The sequence below is a fragment of the Pseudomonas sp. HOU2 genome (genome assembly GCF_040729435.1).
In the GTDB taxonomy this organism is placed as follows: domain Bacteria; phylum Pseudomonadota; class Gammaproteobacteria; order Pseudomonadales; family Pseudomonadaceae; genus Aquipseudomonas.
This window is the reverse complement of record NZ_CP160398.1, coordinates 4,562,888-4,586,088: the sequence shown is the minus strand read 5'-3', so window position 1 is coordinate 4,586,088 and position 23,201 is coordinate 4,562,888. Positions and strand designations below refer to the sequence as shown.

The following is a 23,201-nucleotide window of genomic DNA, read 5'->3' as shown; positions in this document are numbered from 1 at the left end:
ACCGAACCCAATCCCTGTGGGAGCGAGCTTGCTCGCGAAGGCTTTGTAACATTCAACCCTTAAGTTGCCTGATACAACCGCTTTCGCGAGCAAGCTCGCTCCCACAGTGGCCCCAGCCCAATTTCAAGCTCCCGGAGTTTCCCATGACGGCCCACGCCGACCTTTCGCCGACCCTCCAACTCGCCATCGACCTGATCCGCCGTCCGTCCGTGACGCCGGTCGACGCCGATTGCCAGAAGCAGATGATGCAGCGCCTGGGCGATGCCGGTTTCACCCTCGAGCCGATGCGCATCGAAGATGTGGATAACTTCTGGGCGACCCATGGCAACAACGACGGCCCGGTGCTGTGCTTCGCCGGCCATACCGACGTGGTGCCGACTGGTCCGGTGACCGCCTGGCAGATTGACCCGTTCAACGCCGTCATCGACGAACACGGCATGCTCTGCGGCCGTGGCGCAGCGGACATGAAAGGCAGCCTGGCGTCGATGACCGTGGCCGCCGAGCGTTTTGTCGCCGACTACCCGAATCACAAGGGCAAGGTCGCGTTCCTGATCACCAGCGACGAAGAAGGCCCGGCGCACCACGGCACCAAGGCTGTGGTAGAACGTCTGGTCGCGCGCAAGGAACGTCTGGACTGGTGCATCGTCGGCGAACCGTCGAGCACCACGCTGGTCGGTGATGTGGTGAAAAACGGTCGTCGCGGCTCGTTGGGCGCCAAGCTCACCGTGCGCGGTGTGCAGGGTCACGTGGCCTACCCGCACCTGGCGAAGAACCCGATCCACCTCGCCGCCCCGGCCTTGGCCGAACTGGCCGCCGAGCACTGGGATCATGGCAACGATTTCTTCCCGCCGACCAGTTTCCAGATTTCCAACCTCAACTCCGGCACAGGCGCGACCAACGTGATCCCGGGTGATCTGGTGGCGGTGTTCAACTTCCGTTTCTCTACCGAATCCACCGTCGAAGGCCTGCAGAAACGCGTGGCCGACATCCTCGACAAACACGATCTGGACTGGCACATCGACTGGGCGCTGTCCGGCCTGCCGTTCCTCACCGAACCGGGCGCGCTGCTCGACGCGGTGTCGTCGAGCATCAAGGACATCACCGGTCGCGAGACCAAGGCGTCCACCAGTGGCGGTACCTCCGATGGTCGTTTCATCGCCACCATGGGCACGCAAGTGGTTGAACTGGGCCCGGTCAACGCGACCATTCACCAGGTCAACGAGCGTGTGCTGGCGGCCGATCTCGACGTACTGACCGAGATCTACTACCAGACCCTGATCAAGTTGCTCGCCTGATGCTCGCGTGCCCGATCTGCTGTGAACCGCTGAACAGCGTCGACAACGGCGTGGTCTGCCCCGCCGGCCACCGCTTCGACCGCGCACGTCAGGGTTACCTGAACCTGTTGCCGGTGCAGCACAAGAACAGCCGTGACCCTGGCGACAACCAGGCGATGGTCGAGGCGCGCCGCGACTTCCTGAATGCCGGGCATTACGCGCCGGTGGCCAAGCGTCTGGCCGAGCTGGCGGCGAGTTATGCGCCGGCACGCTGGGTTGATATCGGTTGCGGTGAGGGTTACTACACCGCACAGATCGCCGAGGCCCTGCCGGACGCCGATGGCTACGCGCTGGACATCTCCCGCGAGGCGGTGAAACGCGCCTGCAAACGCAACCCGGCAATCACCTGGTTGATCGCCAGCATGGCCCGCGTGCCGTTGGCGTCGGGCAGTTGCCAGTTTCTCGCCAGCGTTTTCAGTCCGCTGGACTGGGAAGAGGCCAAGCGTCTGCTCAGCGCCGGCGGCGGCCTGATGAAGGTCGGCCCGACCAGCGGCCACCTGATGGAACTGCGCGAACGCCTGTACGACGAAGTGCGCGAATACACCGACGACAAGCATCTGGCCCTGGTGCCGGAAGGCATGGCGCTGGCGCACAGCGAAACTCTGGAATTCAAACTGACGCTGTACAAGCCCGAGGATCGCGCCAACCTGCTGGCGATGACGCCCCACGGCTGGCGCGCCAGTGCCGAACGCCGCGCCGCCGTGATCGAACAGGCCGAGCCGTTCGTGACCACCGTATCGATGCGCTACGATTATTTCGTTCTTCAATAACTTTTGGTCTCGGGCAAGTGCCCGGGGCCGGCTAAATCCGCGAATGGATTTTTCAGACCCGCAGTGAGGACATCCATGCGCCAACCGGATATCGAGATTTACCTGAAAGACGCCGACGTCGACCACAAGGCGATTTCCGCCTGGCTCGGTGAGGCTCTGGGCCCGTGCAGCGACTGGGTACAGAAAGGTCAGACCTACAAGTGCAAGGCCGGCAACATCCCGGTGACCTGGTTGCCGAAAGCCGTGGGCAAGTGGAACAGCCTGTACCTGGAAAGCGATGCGACTCCATGGGACGACGACATCGCCTGCGCCCGTGCAGCCTTTGCCGCGCTGAACGTCGAGGTGCGTTGCGCACCGGGCACGTGGGTCGAGGAAGAAGGTGAGGAAACGGCTGATCGCTGGATTCGCATCAGCGCCGACGGTGAAGAAGAGATCACCTGGAAAACTGCATAACAAAGCCGTACACAAAACCTGTGGGAGCGGGCTTGCCCGCGAAGGCGGCGGCACATCCAAAATAGAGGTGGCTGACAAACCGCTTTCGCGGGCAAGCCCGCTCCCACAGTGTTTTCTGAGGATCCGAAGAGTGCGGTTTACAATCCGACCACGTCTTCAGCCTGCAATCCCTTCTCCCCCGTCACCACCGCATACTCAACCTGCTGACCTTCAGTCAGCGAGCGATGCCCTTCACCGCGGATCGCGCGGTAGTGCACGAACACGTCCACCCCGTCGTCGCGCTGGATGAAGCCATAGCCCTTGGCGTCGTTGAACCACTTCACATTGCCGGTTTCACGTGTTGCCATCTGTTCATACTCCTTTTTTATTATTGAACAGGCTTTTCGCAGGAAAGCCTTTGCGGAACGTCAGCCTGCGTCCGACGTCCATAAAAGGGCCCCGGCGACAGATTGCCGAGTATATGACAGGCGCAAAAAGTCTCAACAGGAGATTACTTCGCCGCTTTTTTGCCGATTTTCGGTGAATACGGCAAACTGTCGACCGCCCGAGCAAACGCTCGGTTTTATTCACTCACGCAGAAGCCGTATGACCCGTTCCCCGTTCCGCCGTCTTGTGTTTGGCACCTTGCGCCGACTGTTGTACCTCTGGGTTCGCTCGGAGACGATCAACCAGTCGTCGTTCACCCTCAACCTCGACCGCAGTCGTCCGGTGTTCTACGTCCTGCAAAACCCTTCGCTCACCGATCTGGCGGTGGTCGACACCGAGTGCACCAAGGCCGGTCTGCCGCGTCCGGTGCTGCCGGTGTCGGTGGGACCGTTGATCGAACCGGCGGCGTTTTTCTATCTGACGCCGGACCCGGACTGGCTTGGCCGGCAGGACAAGCGCGGCGCACCGCCGACCCTGACCCGTCTGGTCAGCGCCCTGACCCAGAACGCTGCCGAAGACGCGCAGATCATTCCGGTCAGCGTGTTCTGGGGCCAGTCGCCGGACAGCGAAAACAGTCCGTGGAAGTTGCTGTTTGCCGACAGCTGGGCGGTCACCGGGCGCCTGCGCCGGCTGCTGAGCATCATCGTTCTGGGGCGCAAGACTCGCGTGCAGTTCTCCGCGCCGATTCACCTGCGCGAACTGATCGAGCACAACAAGGGCCACGAACGCACCGTGCGCATGGCCCAGCGCATCCTGCGCGTGCACTTTCGCAACCTCAAAGCCGCCGTGATCGGCCCGGACATCTCGCACCGGCGCAATCTGGTCAAGGGGCTGCTCAACCAGCCACTGGTCAAGCAGGCGATCCTCGACGAAGCCGAACGCGAAAACATCTCCCCGGAAAAAGCCAAGGCCCAGGCCCTGCGCTACGGTAACGAGATCGCCTCGGACTACACCTACACCGCGATCCGTTTCCTCGAAGTGGTGCTGAGCTGGTTCTGGAACAAGATTTACGACGGGATCAAGGTCAACCACATCGAAGGCGTGCAGAAGGTCGCCCAGGGTCACGAAGTGATCTACGTGCCGTGCCACCGCAGCCACATCGACTACCTGCTGCTGTCGTACTTGCTGTTTCGCAACGGCCTGACCCCGCCGCACATCGCCGCCGGAATCAACCTCAACATGCCGGTGATCGGCAGCCTGCTGCGCCGTGGTGGCGCGTTCTTCATGCGCCGCACGTTCAAGGGCAATCCGCTGTACACCTCGGTGTTCAACGAATACCTGCACACCCTGTTTACCAAAGGTTTCCCGGTCGAATACTTCGTCGAGGGCGGCCGCTCGCGCACCGGGCGCATGCTGCAACCGAAAACCGGGATGCTCGCGATCACGATGCGCAGCTTCCTGCGTTCGTCGCGGATGCCGATCGTGTTCGTGCCGGTGTACATCGGTTACGAGCGCGTGCTGGAAGGCCGGACCTACCTCGGCGAACTGCGTGGCGCGAGCAAGAAGAAAGAGTCGATCTTCGACATTTTCAAAGTCATCGGTGCGCTCAAGCAACGCTTCGGTCAGGTCGCGGTGAACTTCGGCGAGCCGATCAAACTGGCGGAATTTCTCGACAGCGAACAGCCAGACTGGCGCCAGCAGGAGCTCGGCCCGCAATACAAACCGGCATGGCTCAACGAGACCACCAACCGACTCGGCGAAAAAGTCGCGCAGCACTTGAACGAAGCCGCGGCGATCAACCCGGTCAATCTGGTGGCGCTGGCGCTGCTCTCGACCACCCGCCTGGCACTGGACGATCGGGCCATGGCGCGGGTGCTGGACCTGTATCTGGCGCTGCTGCGCAAAGTCCCGTATTCGCCACACACCACGTTGCCGGAAGGCGATGGTCGCGCGCTGATCGAGCATGTGAAGGACATGGATCTGCTGTCCGAGCAGAACGATGCGCTGGGCAAGATTCTGTATCTGGACGAGCAGAACGCCGTCCTGATGACCTACTACCGCAACAACGTGCTGCACATATTCGCCCTGCCGGCGCTCTTGGCGAGCTTCTTCCAGAGCACCTCGCGCATGAGTCGCGAACAGATCCTGCGCTACACCCGTGCGCTGTATCCGTACCTGCAGGCGGAGCTATTCATTCGCTGGAGCCTGGACGAACTGGACGGCGTGGTCGACCAATGGCTGGAAGCGTTTGTCGAGCAAGGCCTGCTGCGTTTCGAGAAGGACGTGTATATGCGTCCGGCGCCAAGCTCGCGGCATTTCGTGCTGCTGACCCTGTTGTCGAAAAGCATCGCCCAGACCCTGCAGCGCTTCTACATGACGGTGTCCCTGCTGCTCAACAGCGGCCAGCACAGCATCAGCGCCGAAGAGCTGGAAGACCTGTGCACGGTCATGGCCCAGCGCCTGTCGATCCTGCACGGTTTGAACGCCCCGGAGTTCTTCGACAAGAGCCTGTTCCGTCACTTCATCCAGACCCTGCTTGACCTCGACGTCCTGCGCCGCGACGAAGCCGGCAAGTTGAGCTACCACGAACTGCTCGGCGAACTGGCCGAAGGCGCGGCCAAACGCGTGTTGCCGGCGGAAATTCGTCTGTCGATTCGTCAGGTGGCTTTGCACCGCAGTGAAGATGCCGCCGAAACAGCGGATACACCACAAGTCTGAAACTTGCTGACAACTAACGGGCGCACACTTCAATGGCCTCGTTAGTTGATTCATGGATTAATAGGCTCAATCCACCAATCAAGATACGGATATCGAGATGAGCCTGTTAATCGAAGAAACTTCTGCAGTAATCCTGGACTTCCGTCTACCACCCGAATTCCGCGCACCTGCCGATGGTGTCAATGAAACCATTGTCAGCGTCAAAGTATTCAATTCCCAATCGCCTATTAACATCAAGGACTGGCACCGTGCTTCGATCTACGACGCCGGCTGGAAATTTGACTTCCCTCATCACTACGGCGATGTAGGCGTCAGGTACCAAGTCAATGTGCAGATCCTTCATGACCAAATACCCCTGCTGATCGAGCAGGACTATTTTGTTACTGTCAACAACACTCCCCACCGTCAGACCTTGCACCTGAGCCCGATCGGGCTTCTGTATGTCGAAGCTCAAGAGGCAGAGGTTGTTGCGCCAGAAGAAGCGGTCACCATCAGTCTGCATGAAGCAGAGTCTCCCGACGTTGAGCTGGTCAGTGTCAAACAGGACGAACAGTCAGTCTCCGGGTTTTATCTGAAATATGATCCTGACCGCGTTGTACCCGGTAAGCGCTATGCACTGACAGGTATTGAAAACCGCTACCATCAACGTCTCAAGATTTCGCCTGAACAAGTAGAGCTGGTTCCCGCGGTGCCCAATACAAGCGCGCTGTCGTTTCAGAAATTAATGCAGTGGCTGGAAAAGCCCTTACGTTTGTTCACTGACGCTGGCGCCAAAATCCGCTAGATTTGCTTCGGCGCCGGGATTCTTCCGGCGCAAAAGTCTCAGAGGTCCCGATGAAAAAACTCACCCTTCTCGCCGCAGCCACCCTGTTGAGCGCCTGCCAGTCGACCACCCCCGCCGGCAAAGTCGGCCTCGACGGCGAAGTGTTCTACCTGCAACGCATCGCCCTGCCACCGAGCGCGACGCTGAGCGTGAGCCTGCAGGACGTGTCGCTGGCCGACGCCCCGGCGGTGGTCCTCGACGAACAGAAAGGCCCGGTCAAAGGTCAGGTGCCGCTGCCGTTCCACTTGAGTTACGATCCGGCCCAGGTCAAACCCGGTCACCGCTACTCGGTCAGCGCGCGCATTGAAGTCAACGGCGAGCTGATGTTCATCACCACCGAGAATCACGCCGTGCAACTGGACGGCAACGATCCGCAGCCGCTGAAAATCCGCGTCGACGCGATTCGCTAATTGTCTTTCAAGGAAGCCGCCATGTTCCGCCCTACCCTTCGCCTCGCCGGCCTGTGCGCGGGCCTGATGATCTCTGCCAGCGCTCTGGCACTGTCGCTCAGCGACCTCTCGCAACAAGACGCCACCGGCGGCCTCAAGGACGCCCTGACCCAAGGCGCGCAAATCGCCGTCAAACAACTCGGCACCCCGGGCGGTTTCAGCAACAACCCGGAGGTGAAAATCGAACTGCCGGGCAAACTCGGCAAAGTCGCCGGCAAGATGAAAGCCTTCGGCATGGGTGCCCAAGTCGACGAACTCGAAACCGCCATGAACAAGGCCGCAGAAAGCGCCGTGACCCAGGCCCAACCGATCCTCGTCGACGCCGTGAAAAAAATGACCGTGGCCGACGCCAAAGGCATCCTCAGCGGCGGCACCGACTCGGCCACCCAATACCTGGACAAGACCAGCCGCGAACAGATCCGCGCCAAGTTCCTGCCCATCGTCAAACAAGCCACCGACAAGGTCGGCGTAGCGCAAAAGTACAACGCCTTCGCCGGCCAGGCCGCGACCCTCGGCGTGGTGGATGCGAAAAGCGCCAACGTCGAAAACTACGTCACCGAACAAGCGCTCAATGGCCTGTTCGAAATGATCGGCAAACAGGAAGAAACCATCCGCAAGAATCCCGCTGCTGCAGCGACGGGTCTGGCGAAGAAGGTGTTCGGCACTTTGTAATTCTTGCCGCTGCACGAAAAAGCCCGCTGAACCTGTGAAGGTCAGCGGGTTTTTTATTGTGGGTCAGCTTTGCGGATCGACTTGATCGAGGACGCGGTTAACCGACAGCTCAGCGAGCGAAATCATCTGCTGAATACCGAGAAGCTGACTGCACGCCGGGCCGCTCAGGGTAAACGCCAACTCACTGGCCATGACATTGGCCGAGGCCAGCGTTTCACAGGCATGGGCCAGCAGGGTTTCGGAATCGACTTCGGGAAGGACAGTGAAAATTGTGCTGGGCTGAGTGACGGGTTTGGGCTGTTTTTCAGGCTGGGGCAGGAGGTAGTGATCGAGCGCACGCAGGGCTGCGTCGTGGAGCTTGCGCGAGTCGAGGAAGGCGTAGGGCGAGACGGGATCGGTTGGCCGTTCGGGGGTGGTTTCGGGTTCGGATTCGGATTCGGGGGGATTTGGGGTGTGTTTGAACATGGTGGAACTCCTAACTATTCAAGTGGAGCTACCACCATCACTTGCAGATGACGGGTGGCAGCTGTGCACGGGTCTGCAAGACCGAGTTGTTAGGCCCTCGGCATACCCAAAGGTATCCCGCACACAGCCACCATAAAACGATGGCCACTAAAAAGCGCCACGATTATAGGGGCGCTGATCAGCACCTAACAAACTATCGGCGGGCTTGCAGACCCGGTCGCTGAATTGGCAGCGACAGACTCAGGCTAGAGATCGCGCTTCCGACGGGCAACCTGAAAACCTTGTGGGAAGGTTCTGGTTATCTGGAACATTTTTAAACAAACCAAAGAGGTTGGATGGCTGGGCGGGCCTCTTCGCGAGCAAGCTCGCTCCCACAGTTGGATTGAGTGCAGGCAGTTGGAGATTGGTCGGCTGTCAGGCCGCCATCGCTGGCAAGCCAGCTCCCACAGTGGGATTGGCTGCGGTCAGTGGGAGATTGGTCGGCTGTCAGGCCGCCATCGCGAGCAGGCTCACTCCTACAGTGGGGTTGGGTGCAGGCAGTTGGAGATTGGTCGGCTACTAGGCCGCCATCGCGAGCAGGCTCACTCCTACAGTGGGGGTTGGGTGCAGGCAGTTGGAGATTGGTCGGCTGTCAGGCCGCCATCGCTGGCAAGCCAGCTCCCACAGAAAAGCAAAGCAGTCCAGACAAACCGCATGCTTTTCACCACTCAAATGGCCGAGTGTCAGCTCGCCGAAAGCTCTTGATCTTGCCGTGCCGGCCCCTTCGGCAGGCTGAGTGGAGGGGTTTATCCGGGGGTGGGAGCGCAGCGACCGTTTGGCGCAGCCAAACACATCGAGAGGAGGTGCAGCGAAGCAAACCGGAGGCGATGCCCCCGGATGAGCCCCGCAACGAAGGAACCCGAGCCTAAGCGAGGGCCGTACGCCGGGGCCAAGACCTTTGCTTCCTTTGGGGCGTTTGCCAAAGGGAGTCGCCGTAAGGGCGAAACCGCCAGTGGCACCACCCGAAGCAACGGATATACACCCAAAACCCCAGGAACCTGGTCGGCCCAAAGGCCGCCAAGTCCAAAAAAGCCTCACCCCTCCCGACGCACCCGGAACCAGGCCGCATACAAAGCAGGCAAAAACAAAAGCGTCAACGCCGTAGCCACAATCAACCCCCCCATGATCGCCACCGCCATCGGCCCGAAAAACACACTGCGCGACAAAGGAATCATCGCCAACACCGCCGCCAAAGCCGTCAAAACGATCGGCCGAAACCGCCGCACCGTCGCCTCGATAATCGCCTGCCAAGGCTTGAGACCAGAAGCAATATCCTGCTCGATCTGATCCACCAGAATCACCGAGTTACGCATGATCATCCCCGACAGCGCGATCGTCCCCAGCATCGCCACAAACCCGAACGGCTGACGAAACACCATCAGAAACAACACCACCCCGATCAACCCCAGCGGCGCCGTCAGAAACACCATCGCCGTGCGCGAGAAACTGCGCAGTTGCACCATCAGCAGCGTCAGCACCACCACGATGAACATCGGCACCCCGGCATTCACCGACTTCTGCCCACGCTCCGAATCCTCTACCGTGCCGCCAACCTCCAGCAGATACCCGTCAGGCAATTCGGCACGCACCGGATCCAGCGTCGGCTCGATCTGCTTCACCAGCGTCGCCGGCTGCTCCTTGCCGTAAATATCGGCACGCACTGTCACGGTCGGCAGACGATTACGGTGCCAGATGATCCCTTCCTCAAACCCGTACTCCAGCGTGGCAATCTGCGACAGCGCCACACTGCGACCGTTATCGGTCGGCACCGCCAGACTCGGCAGCAACGACAACTCGGTGCGCTCATGCACCGTGCCGCGCAGCAGAATCTCGATCAACTCGTTGTCCTCGCGGTACTGGCTGACACTCGAGCCGGTCAGCGAACTCTGGAGGAATTTCGCCAGATTGGCCGTGCTCACACCAAGCGCCCGGGCACGGTCTTGATCGATGTTCAGGTACACCACCTTGCTCGGCTCTTCCCAATCCAGATGCACATTGACCACGTGCGGGTTCTCGTGCACCTTGGCCGCCACTTTGCGCGCCAGCGCGCGGACTTCCTCGATGTGTTCACCGGTAACGCGAAACTGCACCGGATAGCCTACCGGCGGACCGTTTTCCAGACGCGTGACCCGCGAACGCAGAGTCGGGAATTGCTCGTTAAGGGTCTCGATCAACCAGGTGCGCAGGGTCTCGCGCTCCTCGATGTTTTTCGCCAATACCACAAACTGGGCGAAGCTCGCCGCCGGCAGTTGTTGATCCAGCGGCAGGTAGAAGCGCGGCGAACCGGTGCCGACATACGCTACATAGTTATCGATGCCGGCGTGATCCTTGAGCAGCGCTTCCAGGCGTTTGACCTCGGCCGTGGTGTTGGCCAGCGATGCCCCTTCAGCGAGTTTCAGATCGACCATCAACTCCAGTCGATTGGAGGCCGGGAAAAACTGCTGCGGGACGAACCGGAAAAGCATCACCGACGCGATGAACAGCCCCACTGTCAGCACAATCACGGTTTTGCGGTGCGCCACGCACCACTCCACCAGACGTCGCACCCGTTGATAGAACGGCGTGCCATAAGGGTCCGCCTGGCCGTCAGCCGTACCGTGTTTGGCTGCATGAATTTTCGCCAGATCCGGCAGGAGTTTTTCCCCCAGATACGGCACGAACATCACCGCCGCCACCCATGAGGCGAGCAACGCGATGGTCACTACCTGAAAGATCGAACGGGTGTATTCACCGGTGCCGGACTGTGCGGTGGCGATCGGCAGAAAACCCGCGGCGGTGATCAGCGTGCCGGTGAGCATCGGGAACGCGGTGCTGGTCCAGGCATAACTCGCGGCCTTGATCCGGTCGAAACCCTGCTCCATTTTGATCGCCATCATTTCCACGGCGATGATCGCGTCGTCCACCAGCAAGCCCAGCGCCAGTACCAGCGCGCCGAGCGAGATCTTGTGCAGACCGATGCCGAGGTAATACATGCAGGCGAAGGTCATCGCCAGCACCAGCGGAATGGTCAGCGCGACGACCATGCCGGTGCGCACGCCGAGGGAGAAGAAGCTCACCAGCAACACGATCGCCAGCGCCTCGACCAACACCTGGACGAACTCGCCGACTCCGGTTTTCACCGCCGCCGGTTGGTCGGACACCTTGCGCAGTTGCATGCCGGCCGGGAGGTTTTTCTGCAGCCGCGAGAACTCGCCTTCCAGCGCCTTGCCCAGCACCAGAATGTCGCCACCGTCCTTCATCGCTACGGCGAGGCCAATGGCGTCTTCGCCCATGAAGCGCATGCGCGGCGCCGGAGGGTCGTTGAAACCGCGATGCACATCGGCGACATCGGAGATGCGGAACGTCCGGTCACCGACCCGGATCGGGAAGTTCTTGATCTCCTCGACCGTCTGAAAATTCCCCGAAACCCGCAGTTGCACCCGCTCGCTGCCGGTCTCGAAGAAGCCGGCGGTGGACACCGCGTTCTGCTCTTGCAGCGCTTGCTGCACGGCCGCCAGCGGCAAACCGAGAGTGGCGAGTTTGACGTTGGACAGTTCGACCCAGATTTTCTCGTCCTGCAAACCGAGCAGATCGACCTTGCCGACATCCCTGACCCGTTGCAGCTGGATCTGGATGCGGTCGGCGTAGTCCTTGAGCACCGCGTAGTCGAAGCCGTCGCCGGTCAGCGCATAGATGTTGCCGAACGTGGTGCCGAATTCATCGTTGAAGAACGGTCCCTGAATATCCGGCGGCAAGGTCTGGCGAATGTCGCTGACCTTCTTGCGCACCTGATACCAGAGGTCAGGGATTTCCTTGGAATGCATCGAATCGCGGGCAATGAAGGTGACCTGCGACTCGCCCGGGCGGGAGAACGACACGATGCGTTCGTACTCGCCGGTTTCCATCAGTTTCTTTTCGATGCGTTCGGTGACCTGGCGCGAGACTTCCTGCGCAGTCGCCCCCGGCCAGCGGGTCTGAATGACCATGGCCTTGAAGGTGAACGGCGGGTCTTCGCTCTGGCCGAGCTTGGTGTAGGACAAGGCGCCGACGATGGCCAGCAAAAGCATCAGGAACAGTACGATCTGGCGATTACGCAGCGCCCATTCAGAAAGGTTGAAGCGCATCGGGACTTACTCCTTGTCCGCCAGATTGACCACACGGTTGGAGCGATCCACAGGCCGCACCTGCTGACCTTCGAGCAATACGTGAACCCCGGCGGCGACTACCCAGTCGCTGGCATTCAGGCCTTCGAGCACCGGCACGCTTTTCTCGCCAAACGGGCCGATACGCACTGGAGTCTTTTTCAGGGTGTTGTTGGCGTTGACGACCCAGACGTAGGTCGCGCCGTTTTCTGCGGTCAGCGCCGAGAGCGGTACCGACAGCGGCACGGCATCCGTCGATTGCACGAACACCCGGGCGCTCTGGCCTAGCTCAGCCGGGACTTTGCCGCTGGTGAACGAGATGCGCGCGGCGAAGGTGCGGGATTTCGGATCGGCTGCCGGCGACAGTTCACGAATCTGCCCGGCGAAGCGCTGATTCTGCTGGGTCCACAGTTCAACGGTGACTGGCTGGCCGACCTTGAATCGCCCGAAGCTCTGCTCCGGCAGGCTGATCGACACTTCGCGCTCGCCATCGGTGGCAAGCGTGAACACGGTTTGCCCAGCGGCAACCACTTGCCCGACTTCCACCAAACGCTTGGCCACCACACCGTCCTGCGGCGCACGCAACACGGCGTAACTGGCCTGGTTGGTCGAGACGTTGAATTCGGCCTTGATCTGCTTGAGGCGGGCTTCGCCGGAGCGGTAGAGGTTTTCCGCGTTGTCGTAGGCGGAACGGCTGACCATCTGCCGATCCATCAGCGTCTTGTAGCGGTCACGCTCGGCGCGCACCAGATTCAGATTGGCTTCGGCGGCGGCGACCTGTGCGCGGGTGGCTTCCAGTTGCAGGCGCACATCCTGCGGATCGAGTTCGGCCAATGGTTGATCAGCCTTCACGCGCTGGCCTTCCTCGACCAGTCGTCGGCTGACTTTGCCGCCAATGCGGAACGCCAGATCGGGTTCGTAGCGGGCGCGAACTTCGCCCGGATAACTTTCCATCGCCTGCGCCGAAGGCTCTGGCTGCACCACCATGGCCGGTCGAACGCTGACTTGCGTCGCCTCTTCCTGACCGCATGCGGACAATAAAACAGCCAGGCTGACTGGCACGGCAAACGACAACGCATGGCGGAACATGGTGACGGACCTTTCGCTAATGGTGCTTGGAATATTTATACTGGCCGGTATGGTATTAATAGCAAACTCACCAGTCCAGTATTAAAAGCGAAGAATGTCGAACAATCTTTCAGCTCCAAACGGCCCGGGCCGTCCGAAGGATCCGGCCAAGCGCCGGGCGATCCTCGATGCGGCGAAAACCCTGTTTCTGAGTCACGGCTACGCCAACACCAGCATGGACGCGGTCGCCGCCGAGGCTGGCGTGTCGAAACTGACGGTTTACAGCCACTTCAACGACAAGGAGACGCTGTTCTCCTCCGCGGTGATGGCCAAATGCGAGGAGCAGTTACCGCCGCTGTTCTTCGAACTGCCCGCCGGGATCCCCGTGGAAAATGTGTTGCTGAACATTGCCCGAGGCTTTCATCAACTGATCAACAGTGACGAGTCGGTGAATCTGCACCGCCTGATGATGGCGCTGGGCACCCAGGATCCGAAGCTGTCACAGATTTTCTTCGAGGCCGGTCCCGAGCGCATGGTGCAAGGGATGGAGCGGCTGCTGAAACGCATCGACGAGACCGGCGCGCTGAGCATCGACCTGCCGCGTAATGCGGCCGAGCATTTCTTCTGCCTGCTCAAGGGCGCGGGGAATTTTCGTTTGCTATATTGCTGCGGTGAGCCGCTGAGCGAAGAGGCTTCCGAGAGTCATGTGCAGGAGGTGGTGGGGTTGTTCATGCGGGCGTATCGGCCCTGATTTTTTAGCGCCTGTTCTGACGTCATCGCTGGCAAGCCAGCTCCCACAGGGATCGTGCTGAACACAAATTGTGCGAACGACACAAAAACTTGTGGGAGCTGGCTTGCCAGCGATTGAGGCGACGCGGTCTCAGCCCTTGAGCGCTTTCTTCGGGTAGATGTCATATCGACTGGATTTACCATCCAGCGCATGACTCGGCTTCGGCCCCTCGATGCACGGCGCCTTGCGCGGGCGCTTGACCACCACCCGGTGCGTCGCCAATGCCAGCGCCGCCTCCAGCAATGCCGGTGCATCCGGATCATCCCCGACCAGCGGCCGGAACAGGCGCATTTCCTTCTTCACCAGCGCGGTTTTCTCGCGATGCGGGAACATCGGGTCGAGGTAGATCACCTGCGGCGGCTCGCCCTCCCAGTTGCGCATGACTTCGATCGAGTTGCCCTTGAGCAACTTCATCCGCGCGACAATCGGCGCCACGTCGAAATCTTCCGCCGCCCGCGCCAGACCATCCTCCAGCAGCGCCCCGATCAGCGGCTGGCGCTCGATCAGGCTCATCTCGCAGCCCAGACTGGCCAGCACGAACGCGTCCTTGCCCAGCCCCGCCGTGGCGTCCAGCACTCGCGGGCGCACGCCTTGAGCGATGCCGACCGCCTTGGCAATCATCTGCCCGCTGCCGCCGCCGTACAGACGCCGGTGCGCCGCGCCACCCTCGACAAAGTCCACCCGCACCGGCCCCGGTGCATCCGGACCGAGCTGCTGCAGCTGCAGACCCTGCTCGCCGACCTGCAAGGCAAACTCGCCGTCGTCCACCTGCAGCGGCAGGTCCAGGCGCTTGGCCCACTGCTCGGCCTGCGCTTCAAACGTCGGGCCGAGGGCCTGGACATGGATGCGGCAGGCCGCGGGTTGCTCAATCATGAAAACACGCTCAAAAAAGTTAAGGATCGGCAAAAAGTGGCCGATAAACCAATCAACGCGCATTTTGCCAGAGCTGAGCGTCAACCGAAAAAAATGTCAGGCATTCTTCCCACATCGATTGGCTACATTTCGCCCAAGGGCGACTTCAGCCGTCATAACACTCAAGCATTGGGCGGCGTCAGTCACCTGTGGCAAGATTTCTTTGCCCAGGCGATGGCCGAACAGACGAGTGATGTGGTGCCGGCCTGTGGCACCTTTCCACCGGTTGACCTGAACAGCCCGGAAGAACCGACCCTGGGCAGCGAGCTGCACGCGCACATCGTCGAGCAGCGTCAGTGCGACGTGGTCGAGACCGAAGTGCGTCCGCCGGAGCCGCTGTTCCTGCCGATCGCCGAGTTCGAAACCGATCTGCTGGACAAGCCGTTCCCGCCGTTCCCGCCAGAAGAACTCAAGGCTCAGCAAGAGCAGCAGGATTTCGACAGCAGCTGGGTCCGGCCGATCGTGATCAACAATGGTCAGCCGGTGCCAGAGCCCGGCCCGGCACCGCAGAAAAAACCGTTGTACCTGCCGATTGCCGAATTCGATCTCGACCTGCTGCAAAAACCTTATCCGCCGTTCCCGCCGGAAGAAATCGTCGAGCAGCAGAAGGCGCTGGACTTCGACAACGGCTGGGCGCGCCCGATCGTCCTGCAGAACCTGCGCCTCGCCGCCTGACACCTCAGCGACACACGCTCCAGCGTCCGACATCGACATGAAAGTGATTGCGGTGAGCGGCGTTGTAATCCGGACTCAACACCACACTGAACGCCTCGCAGGCGCCATCGCGCACCTGCCGCAGAAACTGTGCGTCCTGATTCTGTTTCGGCCAGTCCTTGAGCACGCTGATGCTGCGTCCGTCCGCCAGCCGGAAGCCGGCGATGTCCAGCGCATCGGCACTGGCGTGGCGGCTGAGCGCCCCGCTCTCGCGGTTATAGACATTGCGACAGGCGAAGCTGCCGAGGTGATCAAGCCGCGCGACCCTCTGCCCGTAAGCAGACTGTGCGGCGGGTTGCAGGGTATGCCGTTCAAACATCGCGTAAGCCACCGCCAGCGGACAACTGGCGAGGAAGCTGCTGCTCAGCGCCACCTCACCGCCCTGCACGCGCACGGCGCCGATCAGCGGGCACTTGGCGTCGGGGCTGTCGGCTTGCGCTGTGACGCGCAGACCGGAGTTGCTCAAGACTTGTGCGCATAATTCGGGATTGCCGCGCAGGCGCATCAGCTTGAAACCGGTCAGCCAGTTCGGCGCGGCCTTCACGTCCAGCGGCGCCCACGGGTTCCACTCGGCCGGCACGTCGAGCCAGCCGCGCCAGACACTGACTACGGCGCCAGCAATCATCAACAGTAGCGACAGCGCGATCCAGCGACCCATGCTCAGCCTTTGAAAAACTGATTAGCCTTGGCGTACGGCATCGACTGCGACGTAAAGCCGAAGGTGCCGTGCCGCTGGATCTCTTCAGCCGCGCGGAAGAACTCGCCAAATGCCGCCAGCGCCAGGGCCGAACCGGTACTGATGCGCCGCACCCCCATCTCTTCAAGCTGCTGCACCGTCAGTTTCAAACCGCCGGACATCAGCACATTGACCGGTTTTGCCGCCACCGCGCGCACCACCGCCAACACCTCTTCGGCGCTACGCAAACCCGGCGCATACAGCACGTCGGCGCCCGCCTCGGCAAAGGCTTGCAGGCGGCGAATGGTGTCGTTGAGATCGGGATTGCCGTGCAGGTAGTTTTCCGCGCGAGCGGTCAGGGTGAAGGGAAATGGCAGCGTGCGCACCGCAGCGACAGCGGCTTCGATGCGCGCCACGGCGTGTTCGAAGCAGTAGATCGGTGCGTCGGCACGGCCCGTGGCATCTTCGATCGAGCCGCCTACCGCGCCCGCCTCGGCTACACGCAACAGGCTTTTGGCGCACTCGGTCGGGTCATCGGCGAAACCGTTTTCCAGATCCACCGCCACCGGCAGATCGGTGGCCGCGACAATCGCCCGGACGTTGTCCAGAGTCTCATCGAGGCTCAAGGCGCCGTCGGCCTTACCCTGAGAAAACGCATAACCGGCACTGGTGGTCGCCAACGCCTGATAGCCCAGACTGGCGAGCATCTTCGCCGAGCCGGCATCCCACGGGTTGGGAATCACGAAAATCCCCGCACCTTCATGCAGGGCCTTGAAGGCCTGGGCTTTGCGGGCTTGTTCTTGAAGGGCGTGGGCGTCCATCGGCAGGCTCCTGGGCAGGAAAAAAAATCCGCCTCAGAGCAGGCCAAGTTGCTCGGCGGCGGGTTCTCTGTATAGCTCAGGCAAGGGTGGCAGGCCAGGCAAACGTTGCATCAATTGTGCGTGAAAACGTTGCGCCAGCTTCGCCGCCAGAATGTTGTCGGCGGTGTGCAGGAAGATGTACGGCGTGCGGCCCTCTTCGATCCATTCGGCGATTTTCGCCACCCAAGGCACCAGGAACGGATCATTGGCTTCCAGCTGCGGGTGGCCGATGAAGCGCACTTGCGGGCACTGGGTGAAGGCCGCCGGGCGGGTCGGCACCCGGGGCTTTTTCGACTGCGCGTGGATCACCGAAGACTCGGTCGACAGGCAACTGAACAGCGCCCGTGGATCGAGGCAGATGCGCTCCACACCACGCTCCAGCAGCAGGCGATTGAGCAGACGCTCGCTCTCGCCCTTGGCGAAGAACTGTTCGTGACGCACTTCCACCGCCAGTGGCCGGTCCAGCGCGTCGATGAACGCGGTCAGCTCCGGCAGTCGATGCGGGGTGAAGCTTTTCGACAGTTGCAGCCACAGCGGCGAGACACGTTCGCCGAGCGGGCTGAGAAGATTTACGAAGGTTTCGGCGGCGGTCAGTTGATCGCGCAGGTCACCGCTGTGGCTGATGTCGCCGGGAAACTTGGCGGTGAAGCGAAAGTGTTCGGGCATGGTCTCGGCCCAACGCTGCACGGTGGCCGGCGAGGGGCTGGCGTAGAAGGTCGTGTTGCCTTCGACGGCATTGAACACTTGGGAGTAGAGAGCGAGGAAGTCGGAGGTCTTGGCATCTTCGGGGTACAGATAATCGCGCCAGGCGTTTTCGCTCCAGGACGGACAACCGAGGTAGTAAGGCAGATCCATCAGATGTACAGATCGAGGCCCAGCACGTCCGCATCCCAATCGACAAAACCGGCGGTGCTCAGGTAGCTGGCGAGGGCCATCGCTACGCTTTTGCTCATGGCGCGGTGATAAATCATGTCTTGCTGACGGGCGGGCAGATTGGCCAGGCGTTGTGCGGAGGCTTTGGCAGCGCGGGCGGCCAGTTGCTCTTCAGTCGGAAATTCCAGCTCGCCGTCGATATCGTCGACGGATTCATCCAGCGCCACATTGCCTTTGCGAGGCTTGCGCTTGATGGGGTAGGACTGAGAGGAAAGGCCCTCTATACGCATAATTTCATGCTCGGTATCGATGATGGCAATTTAGCGGCACTTGACCGACTTAGCAAACCGCCGAGTGATAACTAGAACACATAAAGCGCAAAAGGTTTAAAGCGAGGGGATGGAAACTGATGATTGGCAGAATTTGGAATAAGACACGGAGTTTGTGGAGGGCTTTTGTGGTGAGGGGATTTATCCCCGATCGGCTGCGAAGCAGTCGCTGATTTTTGGGCCGCTTCGCGACCCATCGGGGATAAATCCCCTCACCACAGAAGCGTCCCCGCTAGAGGTAAGGCCTCAGCGAGCCTTCGGGGTGGCGACTTTGTCGCGCAGGTAAACCGGTTGCGCATCATCGGCCGGGATCGACTCGCCGCGTTCCCAGGCAAACCGCGCCAGGGCCAGCAGGTCTTCGGCGTGAGGCAACATGCCGGCGTCGAAGCCAGTGAGGTTGACCGCAATCCGCTCGCCATAACCCCAGCCCGTCCCGGCACCGAACCACTCGCCGCTGGCATCGGCGGGCAGCGCTGCCACTTCCGGCGGCAGTACCGCCTCGACGCCGACCAGACGCATCTCGCCAGCCGTTTCGCGGTAGCAGCCCCAATACACTTCATCCATCCGCGCATCGATAGCCGCCGCGACCTGGCTCACGCCGTGTTCGCGATAAGCACGTTGCGCCAGGACGGCGAGGTTGGACACCGGCAGCACCGGACGATCCAGCGCGAACGCCAGACCTTGCACCACACCGATGGCGATCCGCACACCGGTAAACGCACCCGGCCCACGACCGAACGCGATGGCGTCCACCGCTTGCAGCGTGGTGCCGGCGTCGGCCAGCAGTTGCTGGATCATCGGCAGCAGCTTCTGCGCGTGCAGACGCGGGATCACCTCGTAATGGCTCGTGACCTTGCCATCATGCAGCAAGGCAACGGAGCAAGCTTCGGTCGCGGTGTCCAGGGCCAGCAAGGTGCTCATCGATGTATCCAAAACAGGTGGTGGAAAAAGTGCGTCAGTATAAACAACTACGGCCCGCAAGCGGGCCGTGGATGATGCAGCCGATCAGCTTTTTCAGCTCAGCGCTTCGAGCACCTTGGCGGTGATCGCTTCAACCGAACCAACGCCCGGAATGTGGCTGTACTTCGGCTTGCCGTTGGCAGCGGAAAGCTTCTGGTAGAAGTCCACCAGCGGCTTGGTCTGCGAATGGTAGACCGACAGGCGATGACGTACGGTTTCTTCAGTGTCGTCCTTGCGCTGCACCAGATCGTCGCCGGTGACGTCGTCTTTGCCAGCCACTTTCGGCGGGTTGTAGACGATGTGGTAAACGCGGCCACTGGCCTCGTGAACGCGACGACCAGCGATACGCTGCACGATTTCTTCGTCTTCAACAGCGATTTCAACCACGGCGTCCAGCTCGACACCGGCAGTTACCAGCGCTTCGGCCTGTGGAATGGTGCGCGGGAAACCGTCGAACAGAAAGCCGTTGGCGCAGTCCGGTTGAGCGATGCGATCCTGCACCAGCGCGATGATCAGGTCATCCGACACCAGGCCGCCGGCATCCATGATGCTCTTGGCTTGAACGCCCAGCGGAGTGCCGGCCTTGACCGCAGCACGCAGCATGTCGCCGGTGGAGATTTGCGGAATGCCGAATTTCTCGGTGATGAACTTAGCCTGAGTACCTTTACCGGCCCCGGGAGCTCCCAGCAGAATGACGCGCATCGATGTGCTCCTCAATTTTTTATATAAAAAACAACGGGATTCGCCTCTTTGGGCCAATCTTAAAAAACGGGTCGTGGCCGCACAAACGGCCAAAGGCTGATCAAGATACACAGCAGGCTGCGCCCACACAAGACGCCAAAAGTCGGAGAAACCGGCGCCTGCCGTGACCTTACGAAGCGGTAACCCAAGTCGCAACCCCATCACTAACTGTCGCCTGACGGCACTTTCTGCCTGTGTACAAAGCGGCACCCGGCCTGTGCACCGGGTGCCTGATGCCAGCGCAGAAACCTTAGCCGGTATTGCGCAACCCGGCGGCAATCCCCGCCACAGACACCAGCAGCGCCTGCTCCACCGGGCTGTCCTGCTCGACATTTTGCTGCCGTGATCGGGCCAACAGCTCGGCCTGCAATAGATGTAGCGGATCAAGATAGGTGTTGCGCAGACGGATGAATTCCAGGGTGTCTGGGCTATGTGCCAGCAGTTGCGACTGACCGGTCAGGCCGAGTACCACTGCGCACGCCTGCGACAATAGGTCGCGTAACTGCGCGCCCAACGGCAGCAGGTCCGGCTCGACCAGACGCTGGTCGTACGACAGCGCGATGTCGGCGTCGGCCTTGGCCAGGACCATTTCCAGCATGTCGATGCGCGTGCGGAAAAATGGCCATTGCTCACGCATCTGCCCGAGCAACTCGCCCTCGCCGCGCTCCAGCGCCTTGCTCAATGCGGTTTCCCAGCCAAGCCAAGCTGGCAGCATCAGACGAGTCTGAGTCCAGCCGAAAATCCACGGGATCGCCCGCAGGCTCTCGATCCCACCGGCACGGCGCTTGGCCGGACGGCTGCCGAGAGGCAAGCGTCCCAGCTCCTGCTCAGGTGTCGACTGGCGGAAATATTCGACGAACTGCGGATTCTCCCGCACCACGGCGCGATACGCGGCAACGCCATCGGCGGCCAGTTCATCCATCAGGTGCCGCCACTCGGGCGTCGGCGGCGGTGGAGGCAACAACGTCGCTTCCAGCACGGCGGCCAGATACAGATTGAGGTTCTGCTCGGCGATGTCCGGCAGGCCGAATTTGAATCGAATCATTTCGCCCTGTTCGGTGGTACGGAAACGCCCCGCCACCGACCCCGGCGGCTGCGACAGGATCGCCGCGTGCGCCGGACCGCCGCCACGGCCCACGGTGCCACCGCGACCATGGAACAACAGCAGTTCGACTTGCTGCTCGCGGCAGATCTCCACCAGCCGCTCCTGCGCGCGATATTGCGCCCACGCCGCCGCGGTGGTGCCGGCGTCCTTGGCCGAGTCGGAATAACCGATCATCACTTCCTGCGGGCCTTGCAGCCTTGCGCGGTAGCCCGGCAACAGCAACAGCCGCTCCATCACCGGCCCGGCGTTGTCGAGGTCGGCGAGGGTTTCGAACAGCGGCACCACGCGCATCGGCCGCAGTACGCCGCACTCTTTGAGCAGCAGTTGCACCGCCAGCACGTCGGAGGCTGCGCCCGCCATCGAGATCACGTAGGAACCCAGCGAGGCGCCCGGTGCCGCAGCAATTTCCTTGCAGGTGGCGAGCACTTCCGCAGTGTCGGCGGACGGTTTGAAATGCGCCGGGAGCAAGGGCCGACGATTGCTCAACTCTCGGGTGAGGAAGCTGATGCGCTGCTCTTCGTCCCAGTCTTCGTAGCGACCGAGGCCGAGGTAGTCGGTGATTTCGGTCATTGCCGAGCTGTGTCGCGTCGAATCCTGACGCACATCGAGGCGCACCAGGAACAGGCCGAAGGTCACCGCCCGGCGCAGACAATCGAGCAACGGCCCGTCGGCAATCACGCCCATGCCGCACTCATGCAGCGAGTTGAAACACAGTTCCAGCGGATCGAGCAGATCGCGGTTGTTGTGCAACACGTCGGCCGGCGCCGGCGTGCTCGCAGTCAGCGACGCATGCGCCCAGTTGCGCGTGGCGCGCAGGCGTTCGCGCAATTGCTTGAGCACCGCCCGGTAAGGTTCGGCGCTGTCGCCGGCCTTGGCCTTGAGCGCGTCGCTGGCCTGCTGCATCGACAGCTCGGCGGCCAGGTGATCGACATCGCGCAGGTACAAGTCGGCGGCCATCCAGCGCGCCAGCAACAACACTTCGCGGGTTACCGCCGCCGTGACATTCGGGTTGCCGTCACGGTCGCCGCCCATCCACGAAGCAAAGCGGATCGGCGCCGCCTCCAGTGGCAAACGCAGGCCAGTGGCGGCAAACAACGCCTGATCGGCCTTGCGCATATGGTTGGGAATCGCCTGCCACAGCGAATGTTCGATCACCGCAAAGCCCCATTTCGCTTCGTCGACCGGGGTCGGCCGGGTGCGGCGGATTTCTTCGGTGTGCCAGGCTTCGGCGATCAGCCGTTGCAGGGTGTTCTGAATCTGTTCGCGCTCGGCGCTGGTCAGGTCGCGATGATCCTGCGCGGCCAGTTGCGCAGCGATCGCGTCGTATTTCTGGATCAAGGTGCGCCGCGCCACCTCGGTGGGGTGCGCGGTCAGTACCAGTTCGATTTCCAGACGCGCCAGTTGTCGCGCCAGCGATTCGGCGCTGTGGCCTTCGTTACGCAGGCGGGCGAGCAGTTCCGGCAGCACGCGGGACTCGAACGGCGCCGGTTGCGACTCTTCGCGGCGATGAATCAATTGATACTGCTCGGCGATGTTCGCCAGGTTGAGGAACTGGTTGAACGCCCGCGCCACCGGCAGCAGTTCGTCTTCGCTCAACTGATTGAGGCTGGCGCTGAGTTCGGCGTCCATCGAGCCACGGCGGTCGGCCTTGGCGCCCTTGCGAATCTGCTCGATCTTGTCGAGAAATTTCTCGCCGTACTGGTCACGGATGGTATTGCCCAACAGCTCACCGAGCAGGTGAACGTCCTCGCGCAAGCGTGCATCAATATCGGTCATCAGCAGTTCTCCAGCGTTAATCGGGACGGCGCAGAAACGAATGCTTTGCCCAGAGAGTGCCGCTCTGTGGCGCTTCTTACAAGCAGACGACGAAGGGACTTTAAACCTTGCGGCCTGAAGCTAGTCTCAACAGTAAGCCGTACAACGGCTTGCCGCCGGCCCCGCCGGACATTCACCAGATCCTGCC

21 protein-coding genes are annotated in these 23,201 nt (G+C 61.4%); 9 read left to right on the top strand and 12 right to left on the bottom strand.

Annotated features, from left to right (window positions below; all coding sequences use genetic code 11):
* Positions 1–143 precede the first annotated feature (143 nt).
* From dapE to ABV589_RS20625, 3 genes are all read left to right on the top strand, one after another.
* Positions 144–1,295: a succinyl-diaminopimelate desuccinylase gene (gene dapE / locus ABV589_RS20635; RefSeq protein WP_367083335.1), complete on the top strand. Its 1,152-nt coding sequence runs from the start codon at positions 144–146 to the stop codon at positions 1,293–1,295.
* Positions 1,295–2,104 carry a putative RNA methyltransferase gene (locus ABV589_RS20630; RefSeq protein WP_367083333.1) on the top strand — a complete coding sequence of 270 codons (810 nt, stop codon included), beginning with the start codon at positions 1,295–1,297 and terminating at the stop codon, positions 2,102–2,104. Before dapE ends, ABV589_RS20630 begins: the two co-directional genes overlap by 1 nt.
* 75 nt (positions 2,105–2,179) lie before the next feature.
* Positions 2,180–2,557, top strand: a complete 378-nt coding sequence (locus tag ABV589_RS20625) for a hypothetical protein (RefSeq protein ID WP_007964251.1) — start codon at positions 2,180–2,182, stop codon at positions 2,555–2,557.
* A 137-nt stretch (positions 2,558–2,694) separates the two neighbouring features.
* Here the strand turns inward: ABV589_RS20625 and ABV589_RS20620 are convergent, their stop codons facing one another.
* A complete protein-coding gene (locus tag ABV589_RS20620; RefSeq protein WP_003222087.1) occupies positions 2,695–2,904 on the bottom strand; it encodes a cold-shock protein in 210 nt (69 codons plus the stop codon).
* A gap of 238 nt (positions 2,905–3,142) precedes the next feature.
* Here ABV589_RS20620 and plsB point away from each other — a divergent pair, with 238 nt between their 5' ends.
* The 4 genes from plsB to ABV589_RS20600 all read left to right on the top strand — a co-directional run bounded on the left by plsB (position 3,143) and on the right by ABV589_RS20600 (position 7,585).
* Positions 3,143–5,641, top strand: coding sequence for a glycerol-3-phosphate 1-O-acyltransferase PlsB (plsB, locus tag ABV589_RS20615; RefSeq protein WP_367083331.1), 2,499 nt, complete (start codon positions 3,143–3,145; stop codon positions 5,639–5,641).
* Between the two features lie 97 nt (positions 5,642–5,738).
* On the top strand, positions 5,739–6,425 hold the full coding sequence (locus ABV589_RS20610; protein WP_367083329.1) for a hypothetical protein: 687 nt from the start codon (positions 5,739–5,741) through the stop codon (positions 6,423–6,425).
* A 50-nt stretch (positions 6,426–6,475) separates the two neighbouring features.
* Positions 6,476–6,874: a YbaY family lipoprotein gene (locus ABV589_RS20605; RefSeq protein WP_003222082.1), complete on the top strand. Its 399-nt coding sequence runs from the start codon at positions 6,476–6,478 to the stop codon at positions 6,872–6,874.
* 21 nt (positions 6,875–6,895) lie between these two features.
* On the top strand, positions 6,896–7,585 hold the full coding sequence (locus ABV589_RS20600; RefSeq protein ID WP_367083327.1) for a DUF4197 domain-containing protein: 690 nt from the start codon (positions 6,896–6,898) through the stop codon (positions 7,583–7,585).
* Positions 7,586–7,648: 63 nt separating this feature from the next.
* On the opposite strand, the gene ABV589_RS20595 is transcribed toward ABV589_RS20600, so the two are convergent.
* The 3 genes from ABV589_RS20595 to ABV589_RS20585 all read right to left on the bottom strand — a co-directional run bounded on the left by ABV589_RS20595 (position 7,649) and on the right by ABV589_RS20585 (position 13,299).
* A complete protein-coding gene (locus ABV589_RS20595; RefSeq protein ID WP_367083325.1) occupies positions 7,649–8,050 on the bottom strand; it encodes a DUF6124 family protein in 402 nt (133 codons plus the stop codon).
* 1,073 nt (positions 8,051–9,123) lie between these two features.
* Positions 9,124–12,192: an efflux RND transporter permease subunit gene (locus tag ABV589_RS20590; RefSeq protein ID WP_367083323.1), complete on the bottom strand. Its 3,069-nt coding sequence runs from the start codon at positions 12,190–12,192 to the stop codon at positions 9,124–9,126.
* 6 nt (positions 12,193–12,198) lie between these two features.
* Entirely contained in the window at positions 12,199–13,299 is a 1,101-nt protein-coding gene (locus tag ABV589_RS20585; RefSeq protein WP_367083321.1) for an efflux RND transporter periplasmic adaptor subunit, read from the bottom strand.
* Positions 13,300–13,393: 94 nt separating this feature from the next.
* Between ABV589_RS20585 and ABV589_RS20580 the strand changes: the two genes are divergently transcribed.
* Positions 13,394–14,029 carry a TetR/AcrR family transcriptional regulator gene (locus ABV589_RS20580; protein ID WP_007964234.1) on the top strand — a complete coding sequence of 212 codons (636 nt, stop codon included), beginning with the start codon at positions 13,394–13,396 and terminating at the stop codon, positions 14,027–14,029.
* Between the two features lie 129 nt (positions 14,030–14,158).
* Here the strand turns inward: ABV589_RS20580 and ABV589_RS20575 are convergent, their stop codons facing one another.
* Positions 14,159–14,938, bottom strand: a complete 780-nt coding sequence (locus ABV589_RS20575) for a class I SAM-dependent methyltransferase (protein ID WP_367086222.1) — start codon at positions 14,936–14,938, stop codon at positions 14,159–14,161.
* A 96-nt stretch (positions 14,939–15,034) separates the two neighbouring features.
* Here ABV589_RS20575 and ABV589_RS20570 point away from each other — a divergent pair, with 96 nt between their 5' ends.
* A complete protein-coding gene (locus ABV589_RS20570; RefSeq protein ID WP_041063310.1) occupies positions 15,035–15,655 on the top strand; it encodes a hypothetical protein in 621 nt (206 codons plus the stop codon).
* Positions 15,656–15,659: 4 nt separating this feature from the next.
* Here the strand turns inward: ABV589_RS20570 and ABV589_RS20565 are convergent, their stop codons facing one another.
* The 7 genes from ABV589_RS20565 to ppc all read right to left on the bottom strand — a co-directional run bounded on the left by ABV589_RS20565 (position 15,660) and on the right by ppc (position 23,014).
* Complete coding sequence (locus ABV589_RS20565; RefSeq protein ID WP_367083318.1) at positions 15,660–16,352, bottom strand: extensin family protein; 693 nt, start codon at positions 16,350–16,352, stop codon at positions 15,660–15,662.
* Between the two features lie 2 nt (positions 16,353–16,354).
* Positions 16,355–17,191: an isocitrate lyase/phosphoenolpyruvate mutase family protein gene (locus ABV589_RS20560; protein ID WP_367083317.1), complete on the bottom strand. Its 837-nt coding sequence runs from the start codon at positions 17,189–17,191 to the stop codon at positions 16,355–16,357.
* Positions 17,192–17,224: 33 nt separating this feature from the next.
* The gene (locus ABV589_RS20555) at positions 17,225–18,085 is read right to left on the bottom strand and encodes a DUF72 domain-containing protein (protein ID WP_367083316.1); all 861 of its coding nucleotides are present in this window, start codon (positions 18,083–18,085) and stop codon (positions 17,225–17,227) included.
* Entirely contained in the window at positions 18,085–18,393 is a 309-nt protein-coding gene (locus tag ABV589_RS20550) for a hypothetical protein (protein ID WP_367083314.1), read from the bottom strand. Before ABV589_RS20550 ends, ABV589_RS20555 begins: the two co-directional genes overlap by 1 nt.
* 285 nt (positions 18,394–18,678) lie before the next feature.
* Positions 18,679–19,353 carry a tRNA (adenosine(37)-N6)-threonylcarbamoyltransferase complex dimerization subunit type 1 TsaB gene (gene tsaB, locus ABV589_RS20545; protein WP_367083312.1) on the bottom strand — a complete coding sequence of 225 codons (675 nt, stop codon included), beginning with the start codon at positions 19,351–19,353 and terminating at the stop codon, positions 18,679–18,681.
* Positions 19,354–19,446: 93 nt separating this feature from the next.
* A complete protein-coding gene (gene adk / locus ABV589_RS20540) occupies positions 19,447–20,094 on the bottom strand; it encodes an adenylate kinase (protein WP_003222067.1) in 648 nt (215 codons plus the stop codon).
* Between the two features lie 289 nt (positions 20,095–20,383).
* A complete protein-coding gene (gene ppc, locus ABV589_RS20535) occupies positions 20,384–23,014 on the bottom strand; it encodes a phosphoenolpyruvate carboxylase (protein WP_367083309.1) in 2,631 nt (876 codons plus the stop codon).
* Positions 23,015–23,201 lie beyond the last annotated feature (187 nt).